This is a genomic window from Enterococcus sp. AAFC-DPL-5146 (genome assembly GCF_058216635.1).
Genome location: NZ_CM177103.1, coordinates 2,617,109 through 2,630,309 on the forward strand (window position 1 = coordinate 2,617,109; position 13,201 = coordinate 2,630,309).

The window sequence follows — 13,201 nt, forward strand, 5'->3', positions numbered from 1 at the left end:
CCCCAAATCATTCCTAAAATCGAATAAAAAGCGGAATAAAAGCAAATCAAACTCTGCTTTTATTCCAGCTAAAATCTCTTTTAAATGTTCACTCAATCAGGTTTCCTTCTATTCAATAAATATACTCCAATTAACGTAATTGATAGACTCAAAAATCCTATCAGGGTGAAATAACCTGTTGTTTTCTCACCTGTTTTTGGGTAATTCCCTTGTTTTTTTGGTTTAACAATATGCGTTTGATTCGATTTAGGAGATTTCTTCTCAAGAACTGTAATATTTGCCATAGCCGTTTGTTGTTTTTCATTTTGGCTTTCATCGTTTGTTAAAGATCGTCTATTTTTTCTTGGTTCAGACTTTTGTACGGTTTGAGTCTTATAGGATACTTGATATGCTCCTTTTTCTTTTGTCTCAACGGTTCCAGAGACAGCCACGTTTTCAAAAGAGATCTCTTTCCCATCTCTGTCCGTTGCTGATATGAAGTTGTCTTTAGCATCCCAGTCATCGCCTACATAAATCGTAGAATCTTTCACCACTATGGTTGATTGGTCTTCTTTGACTGTAATTTTTGCTGTTGCTTTTTGGTTTCCATATCCATAAACAACTTCATAAATACCAGCTTTTGTTGTATCTGCAGCTCCGTTTACAGTTACTTTTCCAATTGGAATACTTTCACCATTTTCGTCTGTTGCTGATAGTAAATTATCTGCTGCCCGCCAAGTATCTCCTACATAAATCGTAGAGTCTTTGACTGCAAGCGTTTCTTGTTTCGATACAACATGGACGACTATTTTGGCTTCTTTGTCTTGGTTTTGATAGCTGATTTCATAGTCCCCAACCTTAGCAGTATCCACTGTCCCTTTTACAATTATTTGATCAACCTCAACAGAATTTCCGTCTCGGTCAGTCGCAGAAATAAAATTATCTTCTGGGCTCCAGTTTGCTCCAACATAAATCGTAGAATCTTTTCCACTAATCGTTGTTTGATTAGGCAACACAGTGATCTTAGCCATTTCTTTTAGCTCATTGTGGCTATACGTAACGTTATAAACACCAGCCTTTGTCGTATCAACGGTTCCAGAGATAGTCATCTCTTCAACTGGAACTGTTTTCCCTGTTTCATCTGTCGCTGACAAAATATTATCTGCTGCTCGCCAAGTATCGCCCACATATAATGTAGTGTCTTTCACTACTAATGTGTCTTGATTAGAAACTACAGAAACGGTTATTGTAGTTTCTTTGCCTTGGTTATGATACGTAATATCATACGCACCGACTTTTGAGGTATCCACATTTCCGGTAACCGTTATTTGATTGAAAGCAACTGATTTTCCTTCTTTATCGGTTGCTCCTATGAAGTTGTCTTCTGGTCGCCAATTTGTTCCAACATAAATAATTGAGTTTTTTGCGTTAATACTCGTTTGATCTGTTTTTTCTGTCAGAGGAATATCCATTGAATTTGTTCCTTTTGTCAATTTGATTATTTTGCCATTGAGATATTCTTCAGCAATTGTGTAGCCTGCTGGAACGTCCGTTGCTCTTAATGTATATTCTCCTGACATGATTGAATCAAATGTATAATCGCCATCATCGTTTGTAATAAACTCCGTATGATTGTTTGTAACATTGTCAATTAATTCAAAATGAACATCAGGTATATTTACAGCCATGTCTGCTTCATTATACGTATGAAACTTTGCTTGAGCTAAAAAAACGACTCCTTCCGCATCTCCATCCGAAAATCTTAAAACTATCGGCGTTGTCGCAATAGTTCTACGTGTTTCTGACATTTTTTCCAAATTATCAGCGGTGATGACAGTTTCTGTAAAAATCTGTCCAGCATTTTTAGAGACAGTGTTATAGTTAATCGTAATATTTTTCGTCAAGGTGTAATCTTCAAAGACGATTTGTGCCCCTGTTCCTGTTGGTTTGATAGTGTATACATCTTTTGGTACACCAGTAATAATAATAGAGTTTAAATCAATTCCAGCATTTGTTGTTCCTTTTGTCGCAATATCAAATGTGGGATTTTTAACTTTACGTGTTTGGTTATTGATATTTTGGGTTTTTAATTCATTTTTTGTTACATTTTTTAAAGAATCATGACTTATTTGGTTTGCGGATAAAATTTCCGTTCCATCATTATTTACTGAAGCTGTGGCTGACCACACTTGATTACCATATAGCGGCTCTGCTGCGCTTGCGGTAACATTGATTTTGTTTGTATCGATCCATCCATTAGCATACTTATACTCAATGATATAACGCTTTGATGTTTTTCCAAAATCAAATTGATTGGTATTATCTGCCTCATTAAACGTAACTTTTGGGTATGCTGGGTCACTGGAAGCTAACGGCTTATCAAAATAGTAGCCACGATCCCAATATTGTGGATAAATCGAATCAACTTGATCATTTGAAACATCATAAATATCAAAAACGACATCTGTTCCAGCAGGAACTTTAGTGGAAATACTTAAGTTATCAAATGAATCATTTCTAGCATTGACTAGAAATTGGTTTTTGCTGCCTTGTAATGTGCGTTCTGAATAGGTTTTACTGCCTGTTAGGATTGTTGTCTCTATAGTTTCATAGTCATCTGCACTTAGTGTTACTGGTAATGTATCAATAGGAATGCTTTTACTTTTTTCTAATCCATCTGGTACATAATTAAAACCTAAAGGCAGATTGAAAGAATGTGTGACAGGTGTTGTAAATTCTATGACTGAACCGCCTTCAATCGCCGTGATTGTATAATCCTTATTTAGTTTGTAATAAGAATATTCTCCTTTGGGTTCTCTTAATTTTAGGTAGTTAGGATGTTCAACTTTGATTACTACATTTTTTACAGGTTTTTGAGCGCTTCCTTCTATGGCTACAGTTGTACGACCAAAATAAGCACCATTTTCATCATAGTTTCCCCATGCCGTTTCTGCATTGTTAGGATTAATGATTGAAACAGGTTGAAGGTATTGATCTGAAACCAACATCATTGCTTTTCCATCACTGACTATAGGCGTGCTTAGGGAGATATCGATATCTTTTTGTTCAAAAGGAATGGTGAGCTTATCTGCTTTTAATCTCAAAACACTATCTTTAATTGCCGTTAAAATTAGTTTATTATTTTCTTTGCGAATATCGAAAAAGTCACTTACTTTAGCTGCTTGGTATTCTCCGGTATAAGCTGAAAATTCATACTCGCCAATTGCTTGTCCATTTTTACTTTCCAAAATAATTTGTTCGCCTGTTTTTGTTTTTGTAGGAATGTCATAAATATAGACATAATAATTACCTTTTTCTTGGAAATTAGCACTTTCTAAGGTACCTAAGCTTGTTTCTTTTAATGATTTTTGATCTTTACTTGTTTTTGCCATAAATTCAAGCCCACCGTATGGTGCACTTGAACGATTTAAGCTGACTGATCCTAATTTTGTTGTAGGATAACGATTGTAATAACTATAATAATAATCTGAAAGGCTTTCTAAACCTAACGTACGATCAACCGATAAAGCATAAGCTTTTTGCTGATTCATATTTGTAAACGTTACGGCTCCTCGATATGCATTATCTTCATTTATTGTATAATCTTTGTCTTTTTCCAAAGGCTGTTTTGACTCTGGTATCACATTTCCATTAATATCTACATCATACGAAAAAGCAAGAATCGGTTGGTTGGAAATCGCAGAAAATTTTGCTCCTGGGACATCAGACATTAACAATTCTACTGTCTGAACACCAGACAATCCTCTGTCCAAATTATAATAAATATTTCCGTTTATACCGTAGTTATTCTTAGTTTCTTCATATTTGATAGGAGAAACTTCTTCATACAAGTCAAAAGCATACAGATTCTTTGTTTGCCCTGGTGTTTCAATTGTTACCAGCGGATTGGAATGTGTATACACATAACTTTTTAAGTCCAAATTGAATTTTGTTTCAGTGATACGCTGATTGAATGTAATCGTCAATCTTTTAGTTCGGGCATCCACTGACCATGTAGCGCCAATATTCGCAACATCTCCACCAACATCAGAATATCCAAGATTATCAGACAACTCTACGGTATACACTGAACCTGGTGCATAATCTTTATCCTCAACCACAAAGTTTAGCTTCGCCGTTACTGGTGTTGTATTGAGTACTCGATTTAAAGAATTCTGACTGTACTCTGTTCCTTTCATATCGGTAACGATCATGTTTGTTAAAAGCTCATCTTCAATAGCTGCAGCTCGATTTACGTTTTCTATTTTAGCTTTTTGAGTCGTCTCTAACATTGGTGGTTCTGTTCCTTGATTCTGATCGCCTTCTGTTATTCCAGTTTCAGCTTCACTCTCTGTTTTATTATCTTTTGGTTTGTCAAAATCACTAGTATCATCTTGTTCGTTCAATAAATCACGAGATTCTTTATCTTTCGGAATCTCTTCTGGTTTTATGTCAGCTAATTGTTTACTTGGAGAAATTTCATCTATATTATTGTCATTAGTAATTGCAAATACACTTGTAGCTGAGCCAAAACTCTGTAAGACTAATATTGCTACCATAAAGATCTGTAACTTTCTTTTTTTCATGAACAACGCCTCTTTCCCATAATTTAATAATAATCTTATAATATCCCGTTTTTACAGTTCATTATGATTATTTTTTTATATATTACAAAAAAATAAAAACAGATAAATGTTTTTTTTAGAAAAAAACTATGTAAATCCTTTATAAACAACGTTTTACGACTCTACAAACCAAACAAATATAAATGAGATATTTCATATCAACATATGAGCTTTGTGTTTAAATAAATTGATAAATTTCAAATTTTATAAAAAAAATTCAAAAACTCTTTATTTTCACGAATGTATGTTCTATAGTAGAATAAACAAAAAAAGGAGTTACGTATGAAAACTTCATTAACAAACCAAATGGAAGAAGTCCTTTATTATTATTGTCGGGAAAATGGCGACATCGTGGTAGAGGAAGTTACTATGCCTGAAGATCAAGGAATTGTTGATACTCTGAGTTGTCGTTTGACATCATCGAATCAATTTGAATGGCGCTGCTATGAGTTAAAGGTGAGTAAAGCTGATTTCCGTTCAAAAGCAAAACTTTCTTTTATCGGTCATTACAATTACTTTGTGTTGCCAGAAGTACTTTTTGAAAAAGTAAGGGAAGAGATCCCTAATCATATCGGCGTTATGGTTTATCATCAATATATTTCTAGAGAAGATCAAATGCAGCCAGGCTACTTTACAATAGAGAAAAAGCCGCAAAAACAAGAGCTTTCAGTAAATGAACAAGAACTTCTTTTTCGTCTGATTACTGCTCAAGCTAGAGAAGTCGGTAAAGCCAAACAAACTGCACGTGGCTTACGTGTTTTTTCAACAGACCAACTTTATAAGGAATTGAAAAAAAGGCAGCCTGATTATGATTTATTTGGCGGTGGAGTAAATTTCTATGATCGTTTCGTAGAGGATATTTGTGATCAGGCAGTTGAAGCACTAAAAAATGAATTAGACGCCACTCGGGAGGCTTATTTTGAATTAGAACAGCGTCTTCTGGAGGAAAAGTAATGTATTATCCTTATTTTCGCGGGAAACAATTTGACTTGTTAGCACTGACAGCTCTTTTAGAAAATGATTGTTTGTCCCAGCAGATTATACCGATCGTTGAACCAGTAAAAAATTCAAATGCATTGAAAAAGTTTATTCAATTGTGCGAAAAGACAGAGCGGCCTTTTTATCTTATTCAAAATCCGCAAACGGGTGATTTCTTGACTGAAGAAGGGAAGCTTCAGCTATGCTCATTCCCCACAGAAAAAGCGATGATTGTAGAACAACCTATTGAAACTTTACACGCAGAGCCAAATCTTTTTATAATTGGAAGCTCAATTCCAGCGTTGCAAAGCGACTGGCAATCAAATCAAGTTCCCGTTCTACTGTCGGAGGAGTTTCGTTTACTGCAAAAAATTAACGGCGAAAAGATTATTTCACAAGATGTTTTCACTAGACTACCTAAAACAAGTTTCTATCAGGAATGTCCGGATGAATTTTTTTCCAACACACACTTAACTTTTAAAAAAAGAGGATTTATTGGTTTCAGCGACTTTTCCATTGATAGTCGAATCTATTACGAGCATAGCTATCCTTCAAAGGTATTGCCTTTACATCTTGTTTATTTTGAAAATGATGTATTACGAATCCATCATTTTCTTTCAAGCGAGGACGCACTTTCTCAGAAAGAAAAATTCTTTGAGATCATGATTGAAGTGAAGCAATGGGTAGATAAATTGTGTGATAAGAAAGTGACTTTAGGGATAGAATTACTCCTTGAAGCAGTTTCCAAAGATAAGTTTCCTGGTATGGGGGTTATGAGGAAAGCGGCTGTGATGCATCATATGGAATTGATGTCTCGTTACTTAAAAAAATAAATAGCTTGAGGCTAGAGTCAAACAGAAATGTTTCACTCTAGCCTCGAACTATTTTTTAGATTCCCTCTGATTCTTTTTTAGGCGTATGTTTTACTTTAACCTGAAACGTGTTATTGATATTCTGTGCCATTTTTTGCAGATTTTGAAGCAACAAAATGATCCAACTAAAAGCCAGCATAAACGCTAATAATTCAAACACAGTTAATGAAAGATAACCAACCCCTTGAAAGAGAACAACAACTATCACTAAGGTTACCGCAATCAGATATGAGATTGTCAAAAATTCTTTTGACACCTTGGGTAATAACCACTTGATCCCCACAATTAAAACGACAATTAAATAAACTAAATAACCTGCCACTTGATTATGAATCCCTTGAAAAGGACCTGTTTCTGTATAAGGAAATAGCCCAACTGCGCCAAGATCTAATGCTGTTATTGTTAAAAGGACACGTAAAATAGTCAAACGCTTACTGTGAGGAATAGCCTTTTGCAGTTCTACAAATAAACTATCAATCAATGCTACCATTAACAATGAAGAAAACATCAACGTAACATTAAACTGCCAACTATTTTTTGCTTCGATGGTTCCTAGAAAACTAAAATTAAATTGCCACCACATGTAATCTTTATTTGTAATCATTGAAAGTAAGACCCCTCCAATGATTACAAATATCAACAGGTTAGTCAGCTTAGAAGGCGTGATAGACAATGCCGAATAGATCATAAAATAATTAACAAGCCCAACAAATACGAAAAACAACAATGTTGCGGTATAACGATCAAGCGTTGCACCTATAAATACCAACCCAATCACTTTGAAAAAAACTAATAAAGAAAAGAGCAAGATAACAATAAATGAAAGTAAAATCGCTGGAAAATTTCGCCAATAAATATCTTTTGATTGGGTAGTGATTTGATTTCTCTTTCCTTTAATGAAAAAGAATATAAAACTAAAAACGCCACTTAAAACGCCTAAGGAAAGAACAAAATTAGCAATCGAATACGGTCCAATCAAAGCAATCTGGTTTTTATCACTATAAAATAGATAAAACAAGAATAGACTACTAATAATTAACGTTGGAATCAAAAACCACCTAAGAGAAATCGTCTGATTTCCCACAACTTTATTTTTAGGTTCGATCACTATTTTTTGATCCTTAATACTTACAATAACTTCCGTCTCATTTTCTAAATGAAATTCTTCAACTATTTTTTCAGGTAGTGTTACACTCACTTGATTTTCTTCCATGCCCATTCTCCTTTTATATAACATCTTATAACTAGTATAGGTTTCTTATTTGCAAAAGCAATAAAAAAGATTTTGTTTTAAGCATCTCCACTTTTACTTCTTTAGTTTATCAGATGAAACATTTCTTTAGAGACTACTCAAAAGACTGTAACACAGTTAAACGCTTCTTATTAAAAAATCAAAAAAAGAGGACAAATAAGAGTGTAAGCCTCATTCGTCCTCTGAAATTTCTTTTTATCCATGTGCTTTCTATAATAGACTATCTATTATTTAAGTCGTTCAGGCATCATAGCTTCTAAAAATCCCCAAACACCGTTACTGATTCTTAGTTCTTCTCGATCATAATGGGACAATTCTTTCCTAATCAAATGGTCTTGCTTATCTAGAATTTTTTGTCCCCAATGAGGATCAATCAAAACTGAACGGCCTACAGCGACTAAATCTGCAGTAGTTAAAATATTTTCCACATCTTCTCGGCTTCTGACATCGCCAACGCCGATTAAAGGAAGGCGATCATTAATCGTTTCTTTTACATAGTCTATAATCGGCTTATCTTTAAACGCTTCACTTACTGAATGATTCTTGTAACTACTCATTGACAAGTGTAAGTAATCCAACGGTTTATTAGATAATTGATCTACTAAAAACAATGTATCCTTCAAACGAATCCCTGGCTCTTCGTATTCTTCTGGAGAAAAACGATAGCCAACAATAAATTCTTTAACCCCCGATTGATCAACAACTTCAGTGACGCCATCCACCAAATCATTAATAAATTTAAATCTTTTCTCTAAAGTTCCACCCCAGTCATCTGTACGTCGATTAGAGTGTGGAGAGAAAAATTGTTGAATCAAATACGTGTTTGCCCCATGAATTTCTACTCCATCAAAACCTGCTTTGATTGCTCTTTCAGTGGCTTGTTTGAAGCTTTCTAGTATGTTAAAAATCTCTTGTTCTGTCAATTCTCTCGGTGTTTGTGCATCTGGTCTTTCAGCAGCAACTGCACTTGGCGCAACCGGTTGAGCCCCTTGCAATACTTTAGAATCTGTCATTCTTCCCCCGTGGAAAATTTGGAGAATCGCTTTCGTATGATTCTTCTTGATTGCTGCAGCTAATTTAGAAAGCCCTGGAATAAAACGGTCATCATACACACCTAACTCACCATCCCAGCCTTTGCCTCCTTCATGAACATTGGCCGCTGCAGTAATAAATGCCCCAACTTCCCCAGAACGTAATGCATAATAGTCAATCTCATCATTTGTTACAACACCATCAAAAAATGACATCTTTGTTGTCATAGGTGCAATAACTATTCTATTTTTTAAGTGTACCCCTCTTTTAAAAGTTAAGCCAGATTCTACATTATTCATTTATTTTTCTCCTCTCGAAATATGCATGCGCATGCAACTAATTTTATAATAAAGAATAAAAGACCAAAAAGCAACTTTTTAGTCTTCTAAATAAAATATTCCTCTAAAACTGTCTTTACATCTTTTTCAACTGACAACAAAACTTGCAACCCTTCATCCGTCAAATCTATATAAATGCCTCGTTTATCATCAGAACAAATCCTTCTTTCAATAAAAGGTGGATTTTTCTCTTCTAATCGCTTAATCAAACGAGATAATGCGCTTTGACTTAAGCATAAATAGCTACCTAAATCGTTTAACCTCATATGACAGCCATTTTGATTAAGTTGGTATAATGCATAATATTCACTTGTTGTCAGTTGGCTATTTTTCTTTAATATATCTTCTAATTTTTTTTCAATTACAGCCTGCTTTTTTGTATAGTCCAACCACTGCGATATAAGAGGCGTTTCCATTTTTGATCAGTCCTCGCTAAATTGTCTTTTTCATTACTTATATTTTGCGTGTTTTTAGTGTAAAAGTCAAAATTTTAAGAAAATCAGTAGTCTCACCTATCACTTTACTAGTATCTCTATAGAGAAAAAAAGAACCAGCACATCCTAAAAAGAATCCGCTGGCTACTGAAATAATGATACTAGTTAACGTTTAAAATCCACATAAATCCTACGAAAACAAAGAATAACACATACATAATTGGCGATACTTCTTTGCCACGTTTAGCAGCAACCATAGTAATCGGATAAAAAATAAATCCAAGTGCAATTCCATCTGAAATACTGTAAGTCAAAGGCATTCCCAAAAGAATTAGGAATGAAGGAATCGCAATTTCCATTTCTTCCCATTTAATTTCACGTAGTGACTGCGCCATCAAAACGCCGACAACAATCAATGCTGGTGCTGTTACTTGTGACGTTACAACTGACAATAACGGAGAGAAAAATAATCCCACAATGAAAAACAGCCCTGTTGTTACAGCCGTTAATCCAGAACGTCCACCTACCGCAATTCCTGCAGAAGACTCTACATAAGCTCCAACTGGAGAAGTTCCAAAAAGTGAACCAGCAAGCATAGCTGTCGAATCAGCTGCTAACGCTTTTCCAACTCGAGGCATTTTATTATCTTTCATAAAACCAGCTTGGTTTGCCAAACCGACTAATGTTCCAGCTGTATCAAAAAATGTAACTAATAAAAATGTTAAAACTACAACCCATAACTGTAATGAATTAATATCCCCTACATGTTTTAAAGCAACTAAAAAAGTAGGTTTAAGACTTGGTGCAGCCGAAACAATTTTAGCAGGGGCATGAATTAGACCCGTTCCCAAACCTAAAATAGTTGTTGCTGTCATACCTATAAAAATTCCTCCTGGAACACGGCGAACTAATAAAATAGCCGTGATTGCCAAACCAAAAATAGTTAGCCAAGTGGTCCCTACATTCAAAGGGCCTAACGCAACAAGTGTTGATTCATTAGAAACAATGATTCCGCCTTCGCTTAGCCCAAGAAAAGCAATAAATAATCCAATACCACCAGAGATAGCATATTTTAAATCCGCAGGTATAGCATCAATAATTAATTCACGTAATTTGAAAATAGTAATCAAAATGAAAATCAATGAAGCTACAAAAACCCCTGCTAATGCTGTTTCCCATGGAACACCCATTCCTATACATACAGAGTAAGCAAAAAAGGCATTGATCCCTAAAGCTGGCGCTGTCGCAATAGGATACTTAGCGAAAATTCCCATCAAAATACAGCCTAAAGCACTAGCCAAAGCCGTCGCAGTAAAGACTGCCCCCTCATCCATTCCAGAAGCGCCCAACACAGTTGGATTTACAAATAAAATATACGCCATTGAAATGAACGTTGTAAAGCCAGCTAAAACTTCGCGCCTCACAGTCGTATTCAATTTTTCAATCTCAAAATAAGAAACAATTTTTTCTTTCATCAAATATCCTCCTAAAAATCCGAACGATAAATAAATCGTTCGTAAAAAGTGCAATGTTCATTCAAACAACGTGTTTAATCATATAATAAACAAAACGATAAGTAAACACAAAACTCAAAAAGAGTCTAAAGACGAACATTTATGATTTTTAAGAAAAAAGAAAATCCACTAAAACCAACAATTTACTGTCAACTTTAGTGAATTTGAAATTTATTTTACTAGCTTAAGCTGTGCACATTTTGTTCCAACAAAAACAAGGAAAATAATGATAAATGCACCCATTGTAGCATCACTGAAAAAGTGACAACCTAATAAAACTCTGCTAATAGCAGTAATTGTTCCCCAAGCAACACCAAAAATCAATAAATTCTTACGCAACTTAATGTTTTTAGGGCTTGCATATAAAGGAAAGAAAATAGCAAACATGCTTTCACAAGAATGACCTGAAGGAAATGATTTATGCCCAGTCGGCCCATTCATTTTGTACCAAGATGTAAAATTATCTTGAGCCGCATTTAGTTCATAAGGTCGAACCCTTCCCCACATGATTTTGATTTCCTCCACACACATGAGATAAACAAAGGCCACCGCCACACCTAATACAGCTACCCGCATCAAACGATCAAGCTCCTCAGGTGTTTTATGACTTAGCCATTTTTGAATAAGCAGTGTCGCTACTACAAAAACAATCAAACAAATTATGATATTGATGTGCGTTGGCAGTGTCGGATTAACTCCGCCATCATTATTTGCTTGCCCAATCGGACGGTTATGTTCAACATTTTGAATGGATGCTAACGTATATTGAATTGCAAACTTTAAATAGTACCAGATACCATATAAAGATAATCCAACGCCAGCAATGATAATCAATAGCTTAGCAATCACTGGTTCTTTTGATTGAAGCCCATAATGAGTAATGATTTCTCCACTCATTAATATAACTACACCAACTGGAAAGCAAGCATAATTTTGCAAAAAAGTAGCTAAGTATGAGTTTTGGCTCATTACAGTATTTGAGATCGCTAAATCTCCAAACGTACCAATTCCAAGTAAAATAATAAAAATCGATAAAACAATAGCAATTCTTCTTCCTTCTGACAATTTTTCTAACATTCTTAACTCCTCCTATGAATAGATAACAATAACTCATAGATAAAAGTTTATCATTTTAAACTATAAAATATCATACATTTTGTATGTTTTTTTACAAATAAAAAGACTTCTTCTAGTAGCTAGTTGATTTTGTTAGAACTACGATAAGAATCACTACGTTGTCTTTAACTGTCAAATTAATTCTCATCTTTGATTTTGTGAATATTTCTAGCTGGATTTCCTCCTACAATAAGATTGACTGGAATATCTTTAATTACATAAACAACGAACAGTCAATTTTATTTTATATCAGCACCAACTTTTACATTTTTGATTTGATCTAGAGCAAAGATTATCAGCGGTAAATAATTGAAAACAAAGCTAATTCGCTGACATAATCCAAGTTGGTTTAACATCGGTAATTGATTAATTTCAGGGAGTCGTGCCAAACCATAAATACCAGCAAACAGTAAACTGATAATCAATAAACTTAAGTAAAGACGACTATGCTTCATTTCCCCTTCTTTTTTATACAGTAAACATAAAATAAGTGGTAATAATAAAAATCCGGTATATCCTAACCCTGAGCCAATATTATGAACCCAAGTAGAAAAATTCCAAGTTGCTTGTTCAGTATTAATACTAAACAGCCCTGTGAAAATACAATCTCCTACACCATATAATCCAATTGCTGAAGCTAGTAAAATAGCTAATACGGGCGAAGTGCGATGAAATCTTTGATACACGGCAGGTATCGCCAGAACCATGAATAGTCCTGATACCACCGACCAAATCAAAAATGCTTGTCGAACTGGGCTATCTACATCCCCAAACACACTGATTACCATAGTCATCTGATCCATTTTCGGGTAAAAGTACCCTAAAATATACGGTGTTAAAAAGTCACTTACTGCCCCTAATAATAAAAAGTAAAATCCATATTTTTTTAAACTGCTCATGCTTGTCCTCCTAAGCCAATTTTTTAGCTTTCTCTCATTATAATTATACGTAATTGATGACTATTTTGATAATTTTAATTCTTTGAAATCTAAAAAAACATTAACCTTACTTTTTTATCTAAATCAAACAGTAAAGTTGCTAAACAATGTAATGATGATGAA

General features: G+C 34.5%; 9 protein-coding genes. 2 read left to right on the forward strand and 7 right to left on the reverse strand.

The genetic code is table 11. The features are described from left to right. Positions 1-92 precede the first annotated feature (92 nt). Complete coding sequence (locus AC4BB2_RS12070; protein ID WP_490473147.1) at positions 93-4,565, reverse strand: bacterial Ig-like domain-containing protein; 4,473 nt, start codon at positions 4,563-4,565, stop codon at positions 93-95. Positions 4,566-4,886: 321 nt separating this feature from the next. On the opposite strand from AC4BB2_RS12070, the gene AC4BB2_RS12075 reads away from it, so the two are divergent. Beyond that, positions 4,887-5,558 carry a hypothetical protein gene (locus tag AC4BB2_RS12075; protein ID WP_490473148.1) on the forward strand — a complete coding sequence of 224 codons (672 nt, stop codon included), beginning with the start codon at positions 4,887-4,889 and terminating at the stop codon, positions 5,556-5,558. Continuing rightward, the gene (locus AC4BB2_RS12080) at positions 5,558-6,415 is read left to right on the forward strand and encodes a sce7725 family protein (RefSeq protein ID WP_490473149.1); all 858 of its coding nucleotides are present in this window, start codon (positions 5,558-5,560) and stop codon (positions 6,413-6,415) included. Before AC4BB2_RS12075 ends, AC4BB2_RS12080 begins: the two co-directional genes overlap by 1 nt. Before the next feature lie 55 nt (positions 6,416-6,470). Here AC4BB2_RS12080 and AC4BB2_RS12085 read toward each other — a convergent pair whose 3' ends face one another. The 6 genes from AC4BB2_RS12085 to AC4BB2_RS12110 form a co-directional block, all read right to left on the reverse strand. After that, complete coding sequence (locus tag AC4BB2_RS12085; protein WP_490473150.1) at positions 6,471-7,667, reverse strand: DUF998 domain-containing protein; 1,197 nt, start codon at positions 7,665-7,667, stop codon at positions 6,471-6,473. Between the two features lie 266 nt (positions 7,668-7,933). Further along, positions 7,934-9,037, reverse strand: a complete 1,104-nt coding sequence (locus AC4BB2_RS12090) for an NADH-dependent flavin oxidoreductase (protein ID WP_490473151.1) — start codon at positions 9,035-9,037, stop codon at positions 7,934-7,936. Between the two features lie 86 nt (positions 9,038-9,123). After that, a complete protein-coding gene (locus AC4BB2_RS12095; protein WP_490473152.1) occupies positions 9,124-9,492 on the reverse strand; it encodes a MarR family winged helix-turn-helix transcriptional regulator in 369 nt (122 codons plus the stop codon). A 179-nt stretch (positions 9,493-9,671) separates the two neighbouring features. Then, positions 9,672-10,985: an NCS2 family permease gene (locus tag AC4BB2_RS12100; protein ID WP_490473153.1), complete on the reverse strand. Its 1,314-nt coding sequence runs from the start codon at positions 10,983-10,985 to the stop codon at positions 9,672-9,674. A gap of 210 nt (positions 10,986-11,195) precedes the next feature. Continuing rightward, positions 11,196-12,101, reverse strand: a complete 906-nt coding sequence (locus AC4BB2_RS12105) for a phosphatase PAP2 family protein (RefSeq protein ID WP_490473154.1) — start codon at positions 12,099-12,101, stop codon at positions 11,196-11,198. 278 nt (positions 12,102-12,379) lie between these two features. Then, positions 12,380-13,039, reverse strand: a complete 660-nt coding sequence (locus tag AC4BB2_RS12110) for a DUF998 domain-containing protein (RefSeq protein WP_490473155.1) — start codon at positions 13,037-13,039, stop codon at positions 12,380-12,382. Positions 13,040-13,201: the final 162 nt, after the last annotated feature.

What these genes read in the sequence shown, in the direction of transcription:
- AC4BB2_RS12105 (WP_490473154.1), bottom strand. Translation starts at nt 12,101, where the DNA reads ATGTTAGAAAAATTGTCAGAAGGAAGAAGAATTGCTATTGTTTTATCG.
- AC4BB2_RS12110 (WP_490473155.1), bottom strand. Translation starts at nt 13,039, where the DNA reads ATGAGCAGTTTAAAAAAATATGGATTTTACTTTTTATTATTAGGGGCA.
- AC4BB2_RS12095 (WP_490473152.1), bottom strand. Translation starts at nt 9,492, where the DNA reads ATGGAAACGCCTCTTATATCGCAGTGGTTGGACTATACAAAAAAGCAG.
- AC4BB2_RS12100 (WP_490473153.1), bottom strand. Translation starts at nt 10,985, where the DNA reads ATGAAAGAAAAAATTGTTTCTTATTTTGAGATTGAAAAATTGAATACG.
- AC4BB2_RS12080 (WP_490473149.1), top strand. Translation starts at nt 5,558, where the DNA reads ATGTATTATCCTTATTTTCGCGGGAAACAATTTGACTTGTTAGCACTG.
- AC4BB2_RS12090 (WP_490473151.1), bottom strand. Translation starts at nt 9,037, where the DNA reads ATGAATAATGTAGAATCTGGCTTAACTTTTAAAAGAGGGGTACACTTA.
- AC4BB2_RS12070 (WP_490473147.1), bottom strand. Translation starts at nt 4,565, where the DNA reads ATGAAAAAAAGAAAGTTACAGATCTTTATGGTAGCAATATTAGTCTTA.
- AC4BB2_RS12085 (WP_490473150.1), bottom strand. Translation starts at nt 7,667, where the DNA reads ATGGAAGAAAATCAAGTGAGTGTAACACTACCTGAAAAAATAGTTGAA.
- AC4BB2_RS12075 (WP_490473148.1), top strand. Translation starts at nt 4,887, where the DNA reads ATGAAAACTTCATTAACAAACCAAATGGAAGAAGTCCTTTATTATTAT.